The organism is Pseudomonas taeanensis MS-3 (assembly GCF_000498575.2).
GTDB classification, from domain to species: Bacteria; Pseudomonadota; Gammaproteobacteria; order Pseudomonadales; family Pseudomonadaceae; genus Aquipseudomonas; species Aquipseudomonas taeanensis.
The window spans coordinates 597,793-617,620 of sequence record NZ_AWSQ01000004.1; the positions used below are offsets into that span (position 1 = coordinate 597,793).

The window sequence follows — 19,828 nt, forward strand, 5'->3', positions numbered from 1 at the left end:
GCCAGTCGCGAAGGCCTGGAAGTGATAGGTAAAACCACCTCGACCATCGAGTTACTGGCTAACGAAATGAACGTGGCCATGCAGGAAGTCGAGGGGCTGTCCTCCAGCAGCGAGCAGATTGGCTCAGTGCTGGAAGTGATCCGTTCGATTGCCGAGCAAACCAATCTTCTGGCACTGAACGCTGCGATCGAAGCCGCACGCGCTGGTGAAGCCGGTCGTGGTTTCGCGGTAGTCGCCGATGAAGTGCGCAACCTGGCCAAGCGCACCCAGGACTCGGTGGAAGAAATCCGCCAGGTCATCGAGGGCCTGCAAAGTGGCACCCGCGAGGTGGTCAGCACCATGAGCAGCAGCCATCGCCAGGCCCAGGGTAGCGTCGAGCAAGTCGAGCAGGCCGTAGCCGCGCTGCAACGGATCAGTCAGTCGGTCAGCGTCATCAGCGACATGAACCTGCAGATTGCCAGCGCTGCCGAGGAGCAAAGTTCGGTGGCCGAGGAGATCAATCGCAACGTCGCGTCCATTCGTGACGTCACCGAATCCATCGCCAGCCAAGCCGATGAATCGGCTCAAGTCAGCCAGAACCTCAACCGCCTGGCCAACCACCAGCAGAGTTTGATGGATCAGTTCCGCGTCTGACTCGCTGCGAAAGCCCAGTGTTCGGCTTGATGACAGCATTCATGCCTCACTAGCCTGGCGCCATTCGAGCACCGCTCTGGCGCTTGCTTCCTTGCCGCGCAGGCCAGCCACCGCTAGCCTGCGCGTTTTCTATTGGGGAACACTCGCATGCTGAATATCGCCTTGGTTGCAGGCTCCAGCCGCAACAATAGCCAATCGGGAAAAGTCGCGCGTTTTTTGCGCCAACGCCTGATCCAGCTGGAACAGACCACAGCAGAGCTGAGCAATGTGATCGACCTCGGCCTGGCGCCATTGCCACTATGGCCAGCCGATGACGGCGGTCCCTGGAGCATCTACAGTCAACAACTGAAAGCCGCCGATGCCGTAGTAATCATCGCCCCGGAGTGGAACGGCATGGCCTGCCCGGCGATCAAGAACTTCTTTATCTACGCCAGCAAGGTCGAACTGGCGCATAAGCCGGGCCTGCTGGTCGGTGTCTCTGCCGGGGTGGGCGGCGCTTACCCGATCAGCGAACTACGCGCCTCCAGCTATAAGAACTGCCGCCTCTGTTATGTGCCTGAGCACCTGATCGTGCGCCAGGTCGAAAAGGTTCTCAACACCCCGCAAGCAGTCAGCGAAGACGAACAACGCCTGCACTCGCGTATCGATTACGAGCTGGATATTCTGGTCAAGTACGCCAAGGCCCTGAAGCCGGTGCGCGAAAGCATTGACATGAGCAACCCGGCGTTTGCCAACGGCATGTGAAAACACCCTCGTACAAGACCAATCCAGCCCTGCCGTTCGCGGAGAAGCACCTCTTCTCGCAAGTGGCAGTCTGTTTCCATTGGATTGACTGAGGGCTAGCTGCGCCCTAGGTGTTCGTTCATTTAGGGCACAGCCGCATCATTCATGCGCTGAAGTCGCTTGGCCCACTCGGCCAGCCCCCTATAATTGCGAGCTGCGTGACGGAGGCGAACATGAGTGCAATTCAAATCAAGTCCCCTGCCCTGACGATCAAGGCCGGACCTAGAGCCTTGGCACGTATCCGCGAGCGTGGTTTGCAGCCGGCGGACGTCGGCATTCTGCCCGGCGCCGCCGGCGGTCCAAAGGCACTGGGCATCCAGGGCTTGGACCTGGCCCTGTTCGGCGACTGGTTGCCACGTGCGCCGCGTGAGCGCTCGTTGATTGGCGCCTCGATCGGCTCCTGGCGTTTCGCCAGCGCCTGCTTACCGGATGCCGCCGAAGGCATTCGCCGCCTTGGTGAGCTGTATACCACCCAACGGTTCACCAAAGGCGTGAGCATGGCCGAGGTCTCACGCAGCTGCAGAGTGATGCTCGAACAACTGTTAGCAGATCAGGACGCCCGCGTGCTGAACAACCCGCATTACCGCTTGAATATCGTGGTGGTGAAAAGCCATGGTCTGCTCCAGCACGATCACCGTGGAGCCCTCGGCCTGGGCTTGTCTTCGGTGATTGGCAGCAACCTGATCGGCCGACCACGCCTGGCCAGGCACTTCGAGCGGATAATCCTGCACGACGCGCGACAGGCGCCGCCACTACGCGAACTGAACGACTTTCCCTCACGCTACCTGCCGCTGGACGCCAGCAATTTGCGCCACGCCCTGCTCGCCTCCGGTTCGATCCCGATGATCATGCAAGGTGTACGCGATATTCCAGGTGCCGGCCCCGGCACCTACCGCGATGGCGGACTGCTCGACTACCACCTCGATCTACCTTATAGCGGCAGCGACATCGTTCTTTATCCACACTTCACCGACCGAGTCATTCCCGGCTGGTTCGACAAGGGCATGCCCTGGCGCCGTAGCGATGCGGGCCGTTTGCAGGACGTACTGCTACTCGCCCCCTCCCGCGATTACCTCAGCCGCCTGCCGCACGGCAAACTACCCGACCGCAAGGACTTCACCCGTTTTGCCGGAGATGACAGCGGTCGTGAGCGATATTGGCGCACAGCCATGGACGCAAGTCGGAGGCTCGGCGATGAATTCCTGGAACTGGCGGAGAGCGGGCGCTTGGCCGAGCGAATGCTAGCACTTTGACATATCCGTGATTGCAGCGGCACTAGTCAGCCGTTAGGCTGCGCGGCGCGCAACCAGGGAAGGATATTCATGAAGCTCGCAATTGCCATCATCCACGGCATTGGCACGCAACCAGACACCTGCAACGACGAAGGCCAGCATGAATTCGCCCACGGCCTGATCGCCGGTTTGCGTCGGCGCCTGGGCGTCGAGGCCGAGCACGTAGCCTTCCAGAGTCTGTACTGGGCCAACGTGCTGGATAAACGTCAGTACGCCTATCTTGACCAACTGCGCGATGAGCCGATCCGCTGGCGTTGGTTTCGCCGTCTGGTCACCTTGTTTCTGGGCGACGCCAGTGGCTACCGCAAGGTCAGCCAAGCCTACGACACTACCTACGAGCAAGTGCATCAAAGCCTGCGCAACGGCCTCAATGCTCTACGCGCCAAAGTTGGCCCTGACACCCCTTTGGTGGTGCTGGCGCATTCGTTAGGCGGGCATATCTTTTCTAACTTCGTCTGGGACCAACAGAGCATCAACCAGACTCCGAGCTGCCCGCACGATCCGTTTCTCGCCCTAGAAACCCTGGCCGGGCTGGTCACCTTCGGCTGCAACATTCCACTGTTCACCTTCGCCTTCGATCCGGTGGTGCCGATTCGCTTTCCGGGTCATTGCTTGAGCGATCCGCTGCTCGAACAAGCTCGCTGGCTCAACCTTTATGCACCTGCGGACCTGTTGGGCTACCCGTTACGGCCGTTGCCAAGCTATGCCCCGGTAGTGGCCGAAGACCGTGCGATGCCAGTCGGCCCCTGGTACAAGCGCCACACGCCGTTGAGTCACTTGGAATACTGGGAGGACAAACACTTCCAGACTTACGTCGCCGATTATTTACGGCAACTGTTAACGGCCTGCGACCTTAGTGATTCAGGGCATGCATAATGCCCATAAAAGACTTGGCGCCCTTGGCTGCCAACAACAATGCACATGCTGTCAGAGTCCAAGAGCGCCAAGTTAGTGCAACACTATGGTTTAGTGCTCAGTAGCGGTACCAATACCGCTTGGTATAACGTTAAATCACTGTGTAGCCAGAGCTGGATTACGCGCCATGAAAGTGAATGCTGCGTCAGCGCCATCATTCTCTTCGCGCTTTTTCGCCCAATACGTCAACGCTGCCATCATGACGAAGCCACCGACAATCAATACCGGATAAGCAGCCAAAATCTCAGTCAACGAATATTTCCAGGACAACGGACGACCAACCCCCAGCATCGCCGCATAGAACCAGGACACACCAGAGAGCGCGCCTGCAAAGAGCGCGAACATGCGCATGCTAAATTGCAGTTTCAACAGCGAGCCTGCCTTCTCCAGCGCTGGCAGTACCAGCTGATGCAGGAGCACTCCGTTGAACGTAAGCAACGTAACGATTGCAATTTTCGCTTGCAGCTTCGGATTGAGCAGATAAGACAAACCTTTATCGGCAATGTCGATCCAAATGATTGCAAGGCCAGTAATCCAAAGTACCGCCAATGCTCCAGAAACAGTCTTCTGTAAGCTTTCCATATGGTGGGCATCTTGCAAGTGGGTCTTGTCACCCTTGATCAACTCTTTGATCATTGCGAAGTCACTGGTTAATACCATACCAATTGCCACGCAACAGGCGATCAAGTGCGCATAAACTGTCCCTAAACGCAAAAACTCCATGGCCGCCTTCTGTTCAAAAAGCGAAGTAATAACTGTCAATTCCATGGGTGCCTCATTTTCTAATCATGGACGAATCAAATAGCGGACACTAAATGCTCGTTTGTTTTTATGCCTGCACCAAAGATGGATTCTTCAGTGCACCTAATGGTCTCAGGTGAAACTAATTTTGTGCATATCCAGCCTAGCGAATGAACGTTTAATCATTCGTTTACCTCTTTTCAAAGTAAAAGCTTGCCCCCACATGGCCTAGCCACGTTTGAAGAACAGCTCCTGGTTTGGGTGAAAGCGAGGCTGAAGTGCTCGCCGTCTTTTGCGCTATTTTATGAACAGCAAAATCTCCATCCGTTCATTTTTTGAGCAGAAAGCCCGACAAACGGTAGGGCCATGTCAGCACCAGCGATTGATGGCCATTAGCCTTCGCTATCCATCCAGCTCAGCAGTTATAGGCCTTTGCAACACATCAGACAGGGCCACAGGCTCGATATGCGTCAGTGCATCAGACACGCCGAGATTCGATCAGCACTGTTTTTCGATGCCTTTCGCATTTTTTGAACATACATGTGACTTGTTGGTCAATTGCAATCATCAACACTAATAACTGGCCGGCGATGCGCTATACGCTGCTGGCCCTTTGACAACTGGGATCAATGCGGAGTAACCGACCCCATGAACGCGCCACTGCGTTTCAACGAAGCACTGCTGATTGCCGATCGTGCCTTCCAACCTTTCCAATGCGTCGCCTGGGCCCCGCAAGACGGCACTGGCGAGCTCAGCCTCACAGTCATCGACCGCACCAGTACTCGCCTGCTCGGCCGTACTCAACTATCCAGCAGTACCTACAGCGATCCGGTGCAACTGGCCTGCGTGCTGAAGAAATCTCGCGATGAACTGAGCCAGCAGGGTTTCGACCTGGCCCCCTGGAGCATGCCGGAATAATGCATTCCGCCTGAAGGGCATCACTAATCGCTGCTATATGCATAGCCTGTAGTGCCCTTTTTTATCCCCGCTCCTTCTCTGCCCCTGAGAGGGAGAAGTGGCAATATTTGTGGGCTTATTGTCCTTGTTGCCACACATTCACTGAGCGCAGACTGCATCCATCGCTCAGTGAGACCGCCCCATGGATGCGCCGAAAACCATTGCGTGCCTACTTTATCCTGATGTCATGAGCCTGGATGTGACGGGCCCATTGCGGGTGTTCGCCTCGACCAATGTCGAACGTCAGCGCCAGGGCTTGCCGCCCGCCTATCGCCTGCTGATAGTTGGCCAGCAGCCTGGCTGCCATTCCCACTTCGGCCGGGTTTCAACTAGTAGCCGAGCGGGCGTGGGCCGATATCGACGTCGCACAGATTGACACCCTGTTGATCCCCGGTGGTTTGGGGGAGCAGGCCCAGTGCCAAAATCCCGAGTTGTTAGCCTGGCTGCGCACCGTCGAGCCACAGGTGTGCCGCTTGGGCTCGATCTGCTCCGGCGCCCTGATCTTGGCCGCGGCCGGTTTGCTCGATGGCCACCTCGCCACCACCCATTGGGCCGATGTAGAAACCCTGCGCCAAGGTTACCCAGACGTCGAAGTGCTCGGCGATCGGCTGCACACCTATGACGCGCAGAACCTGAACGGCACGCACATGTGTTCACCTCGGCCGGAGTGACCGCCGGCATCGACCTGGCCCTGGCGCTGGTGGAGGCCGATCTCGGTCGGGCCATTGCCCTGGCGGTTGCGCGCCGACTGGTGATGTTCTTGCGCCGGCCAGGCGGACAAGCACAGTTCAGCCCCTTGCTCGCACCCGAGACCAGCCGCGTACCGCGCCTGGCTGAATTGCTCGAATGGATCCCCGCCCATCTGGGCGACAACTTGTCGCTGGAGGCACTGGCCGCACAGGCGCGAATGTCAGCCCGTACACTGTCACGAGTGTTCGTGCAGGAGCTGGGCATGGGGCCGGGGCGCTATATCGAGCGTATCCGCCTGGAGGCCGCGCGTAACCTGCTGCAAGACGCACAGGCCTCGATCGGTGCAGGGTCTGGAAGCTCATGTAGAGCTACCTGGCGATACTGCCGACGGAAGGCGCACCCTGCGCCAGGCCGGCGTCTCGCTTGAAGTGACCAACTATCAACTGCTCGCGAGTGTCGAACTTGGTGAGGTTAAGGGATAGAAACCACAATATCGACGAATCGACAGCCCCCTCGTTCGCCAAGGTGCTGGCCGAGCATATGAACGGCAGGGGCTTGCAGGGCAAAGCCACCACTCCACTGATCAACACGGTGGCCAGGCGCGACCTGAACCACCTGTATTGAACAGGACGGCCGAGGAATAGACTCATAGTAGTTCGCGCTCGCCCTCAGCGGGAGGCCTGTTAGCAGCCTTGTACTGCTGCACGAAAAAGCCCCGCACACGGCAGGGCTTTAAGAGAGCAATGTGGTATAGCCTATTGCTTAGAACACGTACTGCAGGCGCATCACCACGGCATCGCCTTCATCATCGCCAACGCTGTTGGTGATGTTGTCGGTTTCGCTCATCACGTAGTTGGCAGCGACCTTGACCGCCTCGTTGGCGTACCAGTTGACGCCGACGGTGTGCAGCTTGGCCTCGGCGTCGCCCACTTCACGGGTGGCGGTGGCGGTGACGATGTTGTCGTCTTCGACACTGATGTGGTCGTAGCGGTAGAACACTTCCCAGGCGCCGATCTGCTTGTTGGCCGGTTTGATACTGTCGAACTTGGCGCCGTCCAGCTTGTAGCCGCGCGATTCGCCGGTCAGGGTGTAGGCCACCTGGCCGTAGTAGCCGCTGGCTTCGACGTCTTCGATACTGGCGCGGTCGGCCTTCAGCGTGCGGTTCAGGTACTCGCCCTGAACCGAGAACGGACCGGCGGCCCAGGCCAGTTCGGCACCCCAGGCGGTGTCGTCTTCGAAGTCACCGGCAATACCCTGGAAGCCGCCGAAGGTGGCGCGGTTGCCGTTGGTGCCGGCGTCGTTACCGCCGCCGGTGGACACGCCACGTACAGTCAGACGTGGGCGGATACGGCCGTCGGCGGCGGCATCGCTTAGGTCGCGGTTGGCGTAGTTCAGACCCAGGTGCAGCACGTTGCCCGGCTCGCTCATCGGGGCGAATACACCGCGGGCGTTGAACTGCTTGACGCTGTCGCCGTCGACATCGTTGTAGTCCTTGGCTGACAGGCCGGCGGAGACCCAGGCCATGCCACCGACCACGGCGCTAGCTTGTGCGCCCAGGCCGTTCTCATGGCCGTTGACCCAGTCGGCGATTTCATAGGAAGCGTTACGCTCAATGGCGGTGATCCACTTGGAGCTGGTGGCTTTTTCCAAACCGAAATCCGGGTCGAAGCGACCGAATTTCAGGGTCACTGGGGCGAAACCGGTGTAGGCGATCGAGGCTTCATCGAAGTAGCCGTCGTCGGCGTTGCCGGCATTGTGGGCGAAGTCGTAGCTGATCGCATATTTCCAGTCTTTGTAAGCGACGCCGCTCAGTTCGAGGAAGGCGCGGCGAAAATAGGCGCCGTCACCGGTGTTGCCGTTCTTGGTATGAAAGCCGTCGAAGCGACCGTAGTCGGCCTGCAGACGACCGCCCAGCTTGAAGCTGAATTCTTTGTCGGCGGTGGCAACCTCGAGGCCGCCCTTGGTTTTGACCACGATATCAGCGCCGTCGGTGGTGACGGTGCCGGCGAAAGCCTGGGCGGTAACAGCCAGAGCCAGGGCGCTGGCTGCGAAACCGGCGAAGTGCTTACGGATCATCGAGAATTCCCCTATCGGTCTTTAGTGTTGAAAACACCCGAGCTTTTGCGCTCGTTTGTGCTGGGGGAAGCTTGGCGGGGGGATATTTCAGCACGGTTGCCGGTATATAAAAGTTTGATTACAAAGGAACTTTTTACTTCGATTAGCTATAAAAAGACTGTCGCTCAGCAGTGGCATTTTCAGGGAGCATGGGGGGGTAACGGTGCGCGAAAAATCACGCACAAGAACGCCTCAGGAGGATTGACGCCGTAGTTCGGCCAAGCGTTGGGCCAAGGCATCAAGCTCGGCATTCTGCCCTTGCGGCAGCCTGCGCAAAACCAATTGGCTCAGGCGCATCTGACGGATAAAGCGTCGGCAATTACGACACATGGCCAGATGGGTCCGTACGGCCAAGCGCATACGCAGGTTCAACTGGCTATCCAGATAATCGCTGGAGTGCGCTACCAGTTCCTTACAACTCAACATTGGCCAGTCTCCTCAAAGTGCTCCAAGGTAGCGAACACCTTCAGGCGCGCGCGGTGTAACAACACCCGAACATTGGAGAGCGAGACCTGCAAAAGATTACAAATTTCATCTAATTCCAATCCTTGACGCTCGCGCAACAACAGCACACTGCCTTGCAGTTCGGACAAACTGGCCAAGGTTTTCTCCAGGCACTCACGCAGCTCACCCTCGGTGAGCAAGGCTTCGGGCGTGTCCTGATGCCAGGCATGAGGTGCCAGTAACCAGTGCCCATCTGCCGCGAAACGCTCATCACCCACCGAGCCGTGCGGCCCCGGCAGGTCGTCCAGTAGCACTTCACGTCGGTTATGTTTCAAGCGAGTCTTGGCGGTGTTGGCGGTGATGGTCAACAGCCAGGTTTTCAGGCTGGAGCGGCCCTGAAAACTGTCCAGGTTCCGCACCACGGCCAACCAGGCATCCTGCACTACTTCATCGGCGTTGCGGCTGCCGACGATGGCAAATGCCACCGCGCGCATCGCGCTCTGGTAAGTGCCGACCAGCTCGCGGAAGGCCTTCTGCTCGCCCGCCAGTAGGCGGGTAAGCAGTGCGCTGTCGTCTGGATAGTCCATCAGTGCTTGCGCAGGATCACGCTGCCGATCGAATAGCCCGCCCCGAAGGAGCTGAGCACGCCCAGAGCGCCGCTGGGCAAATCGTCCTGATACTTGTGCAGGGCAATCACCGAACCGGCCGAACTGGTGTTGGCATAGCTGTCGAGGATCACCGGCGCCTCATTCGGCTCGGCATCGCGACCGAGCAACTTACGGGCGATCAGCAGGTTCATGTTGAGGTTGGCCTGGTGCAGCCAGAAGCGCTTTACGTCGCTGACGTTGAGGTCGTTTTCCTGAAGATGCACGGCAATCAACTCGGCAACCATGGGGCAAACTTCCTTGAATACCTTGCGGCCTTCCTGAACGAACAGCTTGTCGCGCGCGCCGATACCCTCTTCTGCCGCACGGTTGAGGAAGCCGAAATTATTGCGAATGTTATTGGAAAACTGGGTCAGCAGCTTGGTGCCAACAATGTCGAACTGATGTTTGGAGGTGGCCAAATCGGCACGCTCGATGATCACCGCCGTGCAGGCATCGCCGAAGATGAAGTGGCTGTCGCGGTCGCGGAAGTTCAGGTGGCCGGTGCAAATTTCCGGGTTGACCATCAGGATCGCCCGCGCCTGACCGAGCTGCACACTGTTGCTCGCCGCCTGAATGCCGAATGTGGCGGAAGAACAGGCCACGTTCATGTCGTAGCCGAAACCTTGAATACCCAGGGCCGCCTGCACTTCGATGGCGACCGCCGGATAGGCACGTTGCAGGTTGGAGCAGGCGACTATCACCCCGTCGATATCCGCCGCAGTCTTACCTGCACGGGCCAGGGCTTCCTCCGCAGCGCCGATGGCCATTTCACAGAGAATGCCCCACTGCTCATTGCTACGCTCGGGAATGCGCGGGGTCATGCGTTTAGGGTCGAGGATGCCGTCCTTGTCGATGACAAAGCGGCTCTTGATACCCGAGGCTTTTTCGATAAAGGCGCTGCTCGACTCGGTCAGCGCCTCGACCTCGCCACTGGCGATCGCCGCTGCATTGTCCGCATTGAACTGCTGTACGTAAGCGTTGAAGGACTCCACCAGCTCGTCGTTGGAAATGCTATTCGCCGGCGTGTACAGGCCGGTACCACTGATCACGACGTTGTGCACGGTCATTCCTCTCGTTATGTGCCGCGCATCGCGGCCATCTAAGCCTAAGTCCCTGGCTGGCGGGCCACAGACTGATATCGTTGAGTGTTAACAAGGCATCATCGCCGAGCAGTAGCACACTCGTTCCAAAGCGCAGAGTGTGCCACAACCTGCCAGGGTTCGTCCGCACGTCCGCCAAGCGCTCGCCGGGACTAGTTCAGTTAGTCCGTTTCGCCGCCTACAGCCCTGATTCAGCATTGCAGTTCCACAATATTAGCTGCGCACGTGCGATACGCCGAAGTGTCGGAACGGAATATCCCGCGAGTGGAGAGCCTGGATAAACCGCATATCCGCCTCTAAAACGCCCGCTCTGCACTCGGCTGACTTGTGGTGTGGGTTATCTTCCGCTAGCTTTCGAGCCATGCAGTGACGCATCCACGGACAAGAAGCCGACCCCCTCCCTCGCTAGTTTTTCATTGTCAGCATGCAAGTATATTTCACCCGATAAAACCCGCTCGCTGTCTCCGATTAATGCTGCCTTGCTTGAATAAGAGCGGAGTCTGACTCTGCGATAAACGCCACAAGAGTTGGACAACCCGTTCAACGGAGCCCTTCAGTCTATGCAGACTGCACCCTTTGCCGCAGTGCCACTGCCTGCAAAAATCCTGCTGCTCGCTCTGGCCTATGCCGGGGCAGGCCACCTGGCGCTGATGCTGGCGATTCCACCCGGGTTCGCCAGTGCCATCTTTCCACCAGTAGGGATCGCCCTGGCTGCCGTGCTGATTTGGGGCTACCCCATGCTCGCTGGGGTGTTTCTCGGTTCGACCTTGCTGAACCTCAGCATCGGCTTTATCAGCCTCGAGCAACTGAGCCTCAAGGGCCTATTGATCGCCATGGGCATCGCGCTCGGCACCTCTCTGCAGAGCCTGATCGGCAGCTGGCTGATTCGTCAGTTCGTCGGCTTCCCCTCCTCGCTTACCGATGAGCGAAGCATTTTCCTCCTGCTCTTTATTGGTGGGCCGCTGGCCTGCCTGATCAGCGCCAGTGGCGGCGCTGGCGTGCTGTATCTGAGTCAAGTCATCACGGCCGCGCAATTACCCTTCAGCTGGTGGACCTGGTGGGTCGGCGACAGCATCGGCGTGTTGATCGCCACCCCGCTGATGTTCATCCTCTTCGCCCAACCCCGCGCCCTCTGGCGCAGCCGCGCTGGCAGCGTGGGCCTGCCGCTGCTGATCAGCTGTAGCATTATGGTGCTGATCTTCATCCGTGCCAGTGAAGCCGAGCAGCACAATCTGCGCCTGCGCTTTCACGAACAGACCAAGATGATGACCACTACCCTGAAGTTCCGCTTCGAGCTGTACGGCAAGGCGGCACAGTCCATAGAACGCTTATTTTCAGCGTCGGATCAGGTGTCTCGGGAAGACTTCGCCCGTTTCGTGGCTAATCTGCCGAGCACCTATCCGGGCATCACCGCTGTGAGCTGGGACCCTTTGATCAGCGCGGACCAGCGTGCGGGTTATGAAGCGCAGATGGTTGCCGAAGGCTTTGCCGGGTTCCGCATTAGCGAGTACAACGACGCTGGCGAGCTGGTTTCCGCCGCACAGCGAGAGGTCTATGCACCGGTAACCTTTGTCGAGCCCTTCGCGGCAAACGCCAAGGCACTGGGTTTCGACGTGCTATCCAAGCGGCACAGACGTCAGGCCTTGAAAAAGGCTCGCGATAGCGCCAGGGCGGTGATGACTGCACCGATCACCCTCATACAGGACAACGAAGCGCCGCAACCCGGCGTGCTCTTGCTGTACCCGGTCTACAGGAGCGACCTGCCCCTCAGCGTAGGCGAGCGTAAGCGCGAGTTACGCGGCTATGCGGTGGCGGTTATCCGGATTGCCGACCTGATTGAAAATGCACTCAAGGCCTACCCGGCAGACAGCTTCCAGTTGCAGTTGCTCGATATCACTGACGCCACGCCGCAGCCCCTGTATGGCCAAAGCAGCGCTGCGCTGCCGCCCTATGCGGCCGGGTTGCTCTGGCAGGAATCGTTTCAAGTGGCCGGACGCATGCTGCAGCTGTCGATCTCGCCAACCGAAGCCTTTCTGCAACGCAACCATGGCCTGCAGCCTTGGGCGGTACTGGCAGGCGGCCTGTTGTTATGCAGCCTGCTCGGTGGCTATTTGCTGACTGTCACCGGTCGCGCCGATCAGATCCGCCATCAGGTCACGCAACGCACTCTGGAACTGAGTGCCATCCTGGAAAACGCAGCCGAAGGCATTCTCATATTCGATGAGCAAGGACTGATCGAACGCACCAACCCAGCCAGCAGCCGTCTGTTCGGCTATGCCTCCACCGCGTTGCTCGGGCGAGAGATCGGCAGCCTGATCCCAGCGCTGCACCGACGCGCAGAAGACACCTTGGAGGACATGCTTGGCAAGCCGCTGGAAGTCACAGCAACTAATGCCACTGCCCAGCAGCTGGAACTTGAAGTCAATCTGAGCCGTTATGAACTGCCAGGGCGTCAGCGCTATATCTGCATGGCCCGTGACATCAGTGCGCGCAAGCAGGTCGAACGTCTGAAGAGTGAATTCATTTCCACCGTCAGCCACGAGTTACGCACCCCGCTCACCTCGATCAAGGGTTCGTTAGGCTTGTTGTCGGCGGGTGCCGTGGGAGAGCTGCCGGAAAAGGTGCGAGAGCTGGTCTGCATCGCGCAAAGCAACTCGGAGCGTCTGGTCAACCTGGTCAACGACATTCTGGATATCGAGAAACTCGAATTCGGCCAAACCCGCATCCAGCTCAGCCGCACCGACCTTCGGCCTCTGTTGCATGAAGCGCTGGCGCATAACCAGGGTTACGCCGACAGTTTCGATGTGCATCTCAGTCTGGATGACCGGGCACTGCCGGAGCAGGTACCAGTTGAAATCGACAGCCAGCGTCTGCAGCAGGTATTGAGCAACCTGATATCCAATGCGGTGAAATTCTCCGAGCCACGGAACCAGGTGCAGATATCCGCCGAAATCATCGAGCGAGCCGTCAGGATACAGGTACAGGACCACGGCCCTGGCATCGCCGAGGAGTTTCGCGAACGTATCTTCCATAAATTCGCCCAGGCCGATGGCTCGGACAGTCGCCGTAAAGGCGGCACCGGGCTCGGTCTGAGTATCTGTAAAAACCTGGTGGAACGGATGAACGGTCAAATTGGCTATAGCAGTGTGCTGGGTGAAGGCAGCACCTTCTATTTCACCCTGCCATTGACCGAAACCTGAACCTGCCTCTTTCGGCTTACGGTCTGGTCAGAGTACGCCCGCTTTCCGGCCCAGCAATAGAAGCAATCAGACGATGACGCAGTCGAGCGCGCAGAGATCGACGACCGCCCCCCGGCCGTCTACATTGACCTCTCACCCAGCTTTGCCATTGGAGCCCGCATGACCTTGTCGCTGCTCAGCCGATACGCCTTCTTCGTTTTTTGCGTGCTTTTCACCCTGGTTAGCCTGGCGTTCCTGCAGCATGAGTGGCTGTGGCCCTTCACCCTAATCAGCGCCGTACTTAGCCTTATCGGCATCGGCGATCTGCTGCAGACGCGTCAGGCGGTGCGGCGCAACTACCCGATCCTTGGCAACATCCGCTACCTGGTCGAAGGTATCCGCCCGGAGATTCGCCAGTATCTGCTGGAGGCGGACGGCGACCGACTGCCGTTCTCCCGCGCGCAACGCACCCTGGTCTATGCCCGAGCCAAGAATGAGGGCGCCGACAAACCCTTCGGCACGCTGCTGGATGTTTACCAGAACGGCTTCGAGTTCATCAGCCACTCCATGCGTCCCGCCCCCCTGAGCGACCCTGAAAGTTTCCGCGTCCTCATCGGCGGGCCGCAGTGCAGCCAGCCCTACTCCGCCTCGTTGTTGAATATCTCGGCAATGAGTTTCGGTTCGCTGAGTGCCAACGCCATTCGTGCCCTGAACAAGGGGGCGAAGCTCGGCAACTTCGCCCATGACACCGGCGAGGGCAGCATCAGCGCCTACCACCGCGAGCATGGCGGTGACTTGATCTGGGAGTTGGGCAGTGGTTACTTCGGTTGCCGCACCAGCGATGGACGATTCGACCCGCAGCGTTTCGCCGTTCAGGCGCAACAGCCACAAGTACGCATGATCGAAATCAAACTGAGCCAGGGCGCCAAGCCCGGCCACGGCGGCATTCTGCCAAAGCACAAGGTCACCACGGAGATCTCCGCGACCCGTGGTGTGCCGTTGGGCGAAGACTGTATCTCGCCGTCGCGGCACAGCGCCTTCTCCACACCGACCGAACTGTTGCAGTTCATCGCCCAGTTACGCGAACTGTCGGGCGGCAAACCGGTTGGTTTCAAGCTATGCCTCGGTCACCCCTGGGAATTCATGGGCATCGCCAAGGCCATGTTGGAGACCGGCATCATGCCGGACTTCATCGTCGTCGACGGAAAGGAAGGCGGCACCGGCGCCGCGCCACTGGAATTCACCGACCATATTGGCGTGCCTATGCGCGAAGGCCTGCTGTTCGTGCACAACACCCTGGTCGGTTGCGGCCTGCGCGAACAGATCAAGCTCGGGGCCAGCGGCAAGATCGTCAGCGCCTTCGACATTGCCTGCGTGCTGGCCATCGGCGCCGACTGGGCCAACTCGGCGCGCGGGTTCATGTTCGCCATCGGCTGCATCCAGAGTCGCAGCTGTCACACCAACAAATGCCCGACCGGCGTCGCCACCCAGGACCCGCTGCGCCAGCGCGCCCTGGTGCCCGAGGACAAGGCACAACGGGTATTCAACTTCCACCGCAACACCCTCAGAGGACTGGCGGAGATGCTCGCCGCTGCTGGCCTCGAGCATCCGGCGCAACTCGACGCCAAGCATCTGGTGCGGCGCATGTCGGCCAGCGAGATCAAGCTGTTCTCCCAGCAACACGTGTTCCTCAAGCCAGGTGAGTTGCTGGACGACCAACAGGTTACCGGCGAGTTCTATCAGCGCATGTGGCAGATGGCGCGCACGGACAGCTTCGATGCGGCGCAAGCCTGATGAGCCGCGAAAGGCCTTGCCGACCCTGAAGCGGTACAGCGCGCTGAATAAAGGCGCTTCACGGATAGCCTGAATAGCCGGGTAGCGCAGCAGCCTTGTAGGCTGGCCTAGCGGCGCATGCCGTCGGAGCGCAGACGAAACAGGCTGCCGAGCGCCGCGTAACCCAGCACGGCGTCGGCTCTCACGCTAACCATGCTGGGTTCCGTAGCGCCAGATTCGCCTACTGGCGCGGGCCATCGCGCACACGTCTGACCCGACCTGCGACTCCGATGGATACTTCTGATACGTCACACTGGCAGCAAGGAGTTAAGCCTGCGCATGTTGATCGTCGAAGACCTGCATAAGTCATTCGCCACCGCTCAGGGCCGTCTGCCTGTCTTGCGCGGGGTGCAGCTGCAGTTGGCCGCTGGCACCAGCCTGGCCCTGATGGGCGAGTCCGGCAGCGGCAAGAGCACCCTGCTGCACCTGATCGCCGGTCTGGAGCGGGTCGATAGCGGGCGTATCCTGATCCATGGCCAGCCGCTCAATGGACACAACGAAGCCGAGCTGGCGCGCTGGCGTCGCGAAGGCATCGGCCTGGTGTTTCAGCAGTACAACCTGATCAGCAGTCTCAACGTCGCCGCCAACCTGGCCTTTCAGGCACGCCTGGCCGGGCGCCAGGATGCCCAGTGGCAGAGCCACCTGAGTGAACGTTTGGGACTTGCCCCCTTGCTCCAGCGCTATCCCGAGCAGCTCTCCGGCGGCCAGCAACAACGCCTGGCCATTGGCCGTGCCCTGGCCGCCCGACCGCAATTGGTGCTCGCCGACGAACCCACTGGCAGCCTGGATGAGACCAGCAGCGAAGCGGTGCTTGAGCTGTTTCTGGAGCTGGTGCGCGAGGCTGGCAGCAGTCTGTTGATGGTCACCCACAGCGCCCGGCTGGCGGCCCGCCTGGCCCATCGCTTGTACCTGCACCAGGGACGGGTGCAGGCCCTGGAAGACTGATGGACAACCTGCGCGTTTGTCTGCTGGCGCTGCTCAGCCATTGGCGCCGCCATCCCCTGCAGTTCTTCAGCATCCTGGTCGGCCTGTGGCTGGCTACCACCTTGTGGACCGGCGTGCAGGCGCTCAACAGTCAGGCGCGCAGTGATTACGCGCGGGCCAGCGCGGTGCTCGCCGGCCCGGCGCAGGTCCAACTCATTCCGCGACGCGGCGAGCGTATCCCCCAGTCGGCCTACATCGGTCTGCGCCGCGCCGGTTGGCCGGTGTCGCCGCTGCTCGAGGGTCGCCTGCGCTTCGCCGGCGAGCCGCCGATCAGTGTGCAGTTACTGGGTATCGAACCCTTGACCCTGCCCGCCGGATTGCAGGTAGCCGGGCAATCCAGCGAGCGACTCGACCTGGCGAGCTTTCTCGGTGAGCCAGGACAAGCCTGGATTGCCCCGGATACGCTGCAACGCCTGGGTCTGCAGGCCGGCGACGTGGCGCTCACGCTGGATGGCCAGCGCCTGCCGCCCTTGCAGCTGCAGGCACAGCTGGCGCCCGGAGTAATAGTGGTGGACATCGGCCGCGCGCAAGCACTACTGCACGCACCCGATCAGCTGTCACGCCTGCTACTGCCTGGCGACTTCAGCGCGCCGGCGCTGCCACCCACGCTGCTCGACAGCCTGCAGCTCCAGCCAGCGGCGGACGGCGACGATCTGCAGCGCCTGACCGACAGCTTCCACCTCAACCTCACTGCGCTGGGCCTGCTGGCCTTCATCGTCGGTCTGTTCATCGTCCATGCCGCCATCGGCCTGGCCCTGGAGCAGCGCCGCGGACTGCTGCGCACCCTGCGCGCCTGCGGCGTCAGCCTGGCTACGCTGCTTGGCACGCTGGGCCTAGAGCTCGGCTTGCTGGCCCTGCTCGGTGGCTTGGCCGGGGTCGCCAGCGGCTATCTGCTGGCCAGCCTGCTGTTGCCGGATGTCGCCGCCAGCCTGCGTGGGCTGTACGGCGCTGAAGTAGCCGGACAGCTCAGCCTGTCTCCCCTGTGGTGGCTGACCGGCCTGGCCATTAGCCTGCTCGGCGCCTTACTGGCCGGCGCCAGCAGCCTGCTACGCGCGGCCCGCCTGCCCTTGTTGGCGCTGGCGCAGCCGCAAGCCTGGCGTGTGGCCCAGGGGATCTGGCTCAAGCGCCAGGCCCTGGTCGCCTGCGCCTTGTTGCTAGTGGCCGTGGCCGTCTGGCGCTATGGCGACAGCCTGCTGGCCGGCTTCGCCTTACTCGCGAGCCTGCTGCTGGCAGCTGCGTTACTCCTGCCCGCCCTGCTCGACGGCAGCTTGGCACTGCTCGCGCGCCTGTGCCGAGGGCCGTTGAGCGAGTGGTTCGTGGCCGACAGTCGTCAGCAGTTGCCAGCCCTGTCGCTGGCCTTGATGGCCCTGCTGCTGGCTCTGGCCGCCAGCGTCGGGGTCGGCAGCATGACCGAAGGTTTTCGCCAGACCTTCAGCGGCTGGCTTGATCAGCGCCTGGCCGCGGAGTTGTACCTGGCGCCTCGCGACGGCGACCAAGCCAACGCCGTGATCGGCTGGCTCGAGGATCAGCCGGGGGTCGAGGCAATCCTTCCGCAACGTCGCGTCGAGCTGCGGCTGCAGGGACGGCCGGCGCAGTTGCAGGGCATCGTCGATCACCCCACCTACCGACAACACTGGCCCTTGCTGGAAGCCCAAGCGAATGCCTGGGACAAGCTGGCGGCGGGCCAGGGTGTGATGCTCAGCGAGCAGCTGGCCCGCCATCTGCGGATAACCTTGGACGCCACCCTGCAGCTGCCGAGCGAGACAGGCGTACAGCAGCTGCCGGTGGTGGCGCTGTACGCCGACTACGGCAATCCCAAGGGCCATATGCTGGTCAACGTCGACTGGCTGCGCCAGCACTGGTCGCAAGCCCCCATCAGCAACATCAGTCTGCGTGTGGCTCCTGAACAAGTTGCAAGCCTGAAGAGTGCCCTGGAACAACGCTTCGTCCTGGAGGGCGCGCGACTGATCGACCAGCAAGGCCTGAAGAGCTGGTCGACGCAGATATTCGAACGCACCTTCGCCGCCACTGCGGCGCTCAACAGCCTGACCCTCGGTGTAGCGGGCGTGGCCCTGTTCATCAGCCTGCTGACCCTCGGCCAGAGTCGCCTGAGTCAGCTGGCGCCACTCTGGGCCCTCGGCCTGAGTCGCCCACGTCTGGCCTGGCTGAGCCTGGCGCAGACACTTATGCTCTCCAGCCTGACGGTGCTATTGGCCATGCCACTGGGCCTGTTGCTGGCCTGGTGTCTGGTGGCGGTGGTCAATGTGCAGGCCTTCGGCTGGCGCCTACCGCTGCATGTATTTCCCGTACAACTGTTGCAACTGGCCCTGCTCGGCCTGCTCACCAGCCTGCTCGCCGCAGCCGGGCCACTCTGGCAACTGGCACGCCAGTCACCTGCCGACCTGCTGAGGCAATTTGCCGATGAACGCTAAAGCCTGCTGGCTGCTAAGCCTGACGCTACTGCTCGGCGCCTGCGAGGAGACCACACCAACACCTCAGGGCTTTGCCGGCCTGGGCCAGGCCAGCGACGCCTTCCTGGCCGTAACGCCCCAGCGCACGCTGCAATTCCCCGCCGACCATGGCGCCCATTCCGGCTATCGCATCGAGTGGTGGTACGTCACCGCCAACCTGACCGATGAACAGGGCCGCGACTGGGGCGCACAGTGGACCCTGTTCCGCTCGGCCCTGCGCCCCGGGGCCGACCAAGCCGGCTGGTACAGTCCCAACCTGTGGATGGGCCACGCCGGGCTGAGCGGTCCCTTCGGTCATCAGGTCGCGGAAACCCTGGCGCGCGGCGGCGTCGGCCAGGCCGGGGTTGAAGCACAGCCGTTTCACGCCTGGATCGATGACTGGTCGCTGCGCAGCACCCACGGCTCAGGCCTCGATCATCTACAGATGCAGGCCCGCGGCGAAGGCTTCGCCTACCACCTGCAACTCGACAGCGAGGGGCCGTTGGTGCTGCATGGGAAACAGGGCTACAGCGAGAAATCCGGCCAGGGCCAGGCCTCGTATTACTACAGCCAGCCGTTCTACCGGGTCAGCGGCGAAATCGAACGCGATGGCCAGCGCTATCGGGTCAGCGGTCAAGCCTGGCTCGATCGCGAATGGAGCAGCCAGCCGCTGGCAGCGCAGCAACAGGGCTGGGACTGGTTCTCTCTGCACCTGCAGGGCGGCGCCAAGCTGATGCTGTTCCAGGTCAGACAGGCCGATGGTGAGCCTTACCGGGCCGGCACCTGGATCGCCGCAGACGGCCAGACTCGGGCGCTGTCCGCTGAGCAGATCCACCTGACTCCATTGCACTGGAGTAACCAGCAAACGGGGCGCAAGGTACCCACCCAGTGGCGTGTGGAAGTACCGACGTACCAGCTGTCCGTGGAGGTGCAGGCCATCGAAACGCAAGCCTGGATGACCACACGCTTCCCCTACTGGGAGGGACCGGTGCGCCTGAGCGGCAGCCACCAAGGCCGTGGCTACCTGGAAATGACCGGCTATTGAGCATCCGCCTGGCCCCCCGT

14 protein-coding genes and 2 pseudogenes are annotated in these 19,828 nt (G+C 60.8%); 11 read left to right on the forward strand and 5 right to left on the reverse strand.

The window, feature by feature from the left end:
* Positions 1–120: 120 nt before the first annotated feature.
* The 4 genes and pseudogenes from TMS3_RS26015 to TMS3_RS16360 form a co-directional block, all read left to right on the forward strand.
* Positions 121–633: pseudogene (locus tag TMS3_RS26015) on the forward strand (methyl-accepting chemotaxis protein); the annotation flags it as partial.
* Positions 634–780: 147 nt separating this feature from the next.
* Positions 781–1,377 carry an NADPH-dependent FMN reductase gene (locus tag TMS3_RS16350; RefSeq protein WP_025166359.1) on the forward strand — a complete coding sequence of 199 codons (597 nt, stop codon included), beginning with the start codon at positions 781–783 and terminating at the stop codon, positions 1,375–1,377.
* 212 nt (positions 1,378–1,589) lie between these two features.
* Positions 1,590–2,669 carry a hypothetical protein gene (locus TMS3_RS16355; protein WP_025166360.1) on the forward strand — a complete coding sequence of 360 codons (1,080 nt, stop codon included), beginning with the start codon at positions 1,590–1,592 and terminating at the stop codon, positions 2,667–2,669.
* A 69-nt stretch (positions 2,670–2,738) separates the two neighbouring features.
* Positions 2,739–3,584, forward strand: a complete 846-nt coding sequence (locus TMS3_RS16360) for a P-loop NTPase family protein (RefSeq protein WP_025166361.1) — start codon at positions 2,739–2,741, stop codon at positions 3,582–3,584.
* A gap of 135 nt (positions 3,585–3,719) precedes the next feature.
* Here TMS3_RS16360 and TMS3_RS16365 read toward each other — a convergent pair whose 3' ends face one another.
* Positions 3,720–4,391 carry a hypothetical protein gene (locus TMS3_RS16365; protein ID WP_025166362.1) on the reverse strand — a complete coding sequence of 224 codons (672 nt, stop codon included), beginning with the start codon at positions 4,389–4,391 and terminating at the stop codon, positions 3,720–3,722.
* 621 nt (positions 4,392–5,012) lie between these two features.
* Between TMS3_RS16365 and TMS3_RS16370 the strand changes: the two genes are divergently transcribed.
* On the forward strand, positions 5,013–5,282 hold the full coding sequence (locus TMS3_RS16370) for a hypothetical protein (RefSeq protein ID WP_025166363.1): 270 nt from the start codon (positions 5,013–5,015) through the stop codon (positions 5,280–5,282).
* Positions 5,283–5,463: 181 nt separating this feature from the next.
* A pseudogene (locus TMS3_RS16375) lies at positions 5,464–6,363 on the forward strand (GlxA family transcriptional regulator); the annotation flags it as partial.
* Between the two features lie 410 nt (positions 6,364–6,773).
* Here the strand turns inward: TMS3_RS16375 and TMS3_RS16380 are convergent.
* The 4 genes from TMS3_RS16380 to TMS3_RS16395 all read right to left on the reverse strand — a co-directional run bounded on the left by TMS3_RS16380 (position 6,774) and on the right by TMS3_RS16395 (position 10,278).
* The gene (locus tag TMS3_RS16380; RefSeq protein WP_025166364.1) at positions 6,774–8,087 is read right to left on the reverse strand and encodes an OprO/OprP family phosphate-selective porin; all 1,314 of its coding nucleotides are present in this window, start codon (positions 8,085–8,087) and stop codon (positions 6,774–6,776) included.
* A gap of 231 nt (positions 8,088–8,318) precedes the next feature.
* Complete coding sequence (locus tag TMS3_RS16385) at positions 8,319–8,552, reverse strand: zf-HC2 domain-containing protein (protein WP_025166365.1); 234 nt, start codon at positions 8,550–8,552, stop codon at positions 8,319–8,321.
* A complete protein-coding gene (locus tag TMS3_RS16390; RefSeq protein ID WP_025166366.1) occupies positions 8,546–9,157 on the reverse strand; it encodes an RNA polymerase sigma factor in 612 nt (203 codons plus the stop codon). The genes TMS3_RS16385 and TMS3_RS16390 overlap by 7 nt, the downstream gene beginning before the upstream one ends.
* Positions 9,157–10,278 (reverse strand): beta-ketoacyl-ACP synthase III, encoded by a 1,122-nt coding sequence (locus TMS3_RS16395; protein WP_025166367.1) that lies wholly within the window; start codon positions 10,276–10,278, stop codon positions 9,157–9,159. Before TMS3_RS16395 ends, TMS3_RS16390 begins: the two co-directional genes overlap by 1 nt.
* Before the next feature lie 599 nt (positions 10,279–10,877).
* Between TMS3_RS16395 and TMS3_RS16400 the strand changes: the two genes are divergently transcribed.
* The 5 genes from TMS3_RS16400 (at position 10,878) to TMS3_RS16420 (ending at position 19,808) form a co-directional block, all read left to right on the forward strand.
* On the forward strand, positions 10,878–13,517 hold the full coding sequence (locus tag TMS3_RS16400) for a CHASE domain-containing protein (protein WP_025166368.1): 2,640 nt from the start codon (positions 10,878–10,880) through the stop codon (positions 13,515–13,517).
* Between the two features lie 159 nt (positions 13,518–13,676).
* The gene (locus TMS3_RS16405; protein WP_025166369.1) at positions 13,677–15,290 is read left to right on the forward strand and encodes an FMN-binding glutamate synthase family protein; all 1,614 of its coding nucleotides are present in this window, start codon (positions 13,677–13,679) and stop codon (positions 15,288–15,290) included.
* 318 nt (positions 15,291–15,608) lie between these two features.
* A complete protein-coding gene (locus tag TMS3_RS16410) occupies positions 15,609–16,274 on the forward strand; it encodes an ABC transporter ATP-binding protein (protein ID WP_025166370.1) in 666 nt (221 codons plus the stop codon).
* Entirely contained in the window at positions 16,274–18,745 is a 2,472-nt protein-coding gene (locus TMS3_RS16415) for an ABC transporter permease (protein WP_025166371.1), read from the forward strand. The genes TMS3_RS16410 and TMS3_RS16415 overlap by 1 nt, the downstream gene beginning before the upstream one ends.
* The gene (locus TMS3_RS16420; RefSeq protein ID WP_025166372.1) at positions 18,735–19,808 is read left to right on the forward strand and encodes a lipocalin-like domain-containing protein; all 1,074 of its coding nucleotides are present in this window, start codon (positions 18,735–18,737) and stop codon (positions 19,806–19,808) included. Before TMS3_RS16415 ends, TMS3_RS16420 begins: the two co-directional genes overlap by 11 nt.
* Positions 19,809–19,828 lie beyond the last annotated feature (20 nt).

Excerpts from the sequence above, each read along its gene's own strand:
- TMS3_RS16350 (WP_025166359.1), top strand. The coding sequence starts at position 781 with ATGCTGAATATCGCCTTGGTTGCAGGCTCCAGCCGCAACAATAGCCAA.
- TMS3_RS16355 (WP_025166360.1), top strand. The coding sequence starts at position 1,590 with ATGAGTGCAATTCAAATCAAGTCCCCTGCCCTGACGATCAAGGCCGGA.
- TMS3_RS16360 (WP_025166361.1), top strand. The coding sequence starts at position 2,739 with ATGAAGCTCGCAATTGCCATCATCCACGGCATTGGCACGCAACCAGAC.
- TMS3_RS16365 (WP_025166362.1), bottom strand. The coding sequence starts at position 4,391 with ATGGAATTGACAGTTATTACTTCGCTTTTTGAACAGAAGGCGGCCATG.
- TMS3_RS16370 (WP_025166363.1), top strand. The coding sequence starts at position 5,013 with ATGAACGCGCCACTGCGTTTCAACGAAGCACTGCTGATTGCCGATCGT.
- TMS3_RS16380 (WP_025166364.1), bottom strand. The coding sequence starts at position 8,087 with ATGATCCGTAAGCACTTCGCCGGTTTCGCAGCCAGCGCCCTGGCTCTG.
- TMS3_RS16385 (WP_025166365.1), bottom strand. The coding sequence starts at position 8,552 with ATGTTGAGTTGTAAGGAACTGGTAGCGCACTCCAGCGATTATCTGGAT.
- TMS3_RS16390 (WP_025166366.1), bottom strand. The coding sequence starts at position 9,157 with ATGGACTATCCAGACGACAGCGCACTGCTTACCCGCCTACTGGCGGGC.
- TMS3_RS16400 (WP_025166368.1), top strand. The coding sequence starts at position 10,878 with ATGCAGACTGCACCCTTTGCCGCAGTGCCACTGCCTGCAAAAATCCTG.
- TMS3_RS16405 (WP_025166369.1), top strand. The coding sequence starts at position 13,677 with ATGACCTTGTCGCTGCTCAGCCGATACGCCTTCTTCGTTTTTTGCGTG.
- TMS3_RS16410 (WP_025166370.1), top strand. The coding sequence starts at position 15,609 with ATGTTGATCGTCGAAGACCTGCATAAGTCATTCGCCACCGCTCAGGGC.
- TMS3_RS16415 (WP_025166371.1), top strand. The coding sequence starts at position 16,274 with ATGGACAACCTGCGCGTTTGTCTGCTGGCGCTGCTCAGCCATTGGCGC.
- TMS3_RS16420 (WP_025166372.1), top strand. The coding sequence starts at position 18,735 with ATGAACGCTAAAGCCTGCTGGCTGCTAAGCCTGACGCTACTGCTCGGC.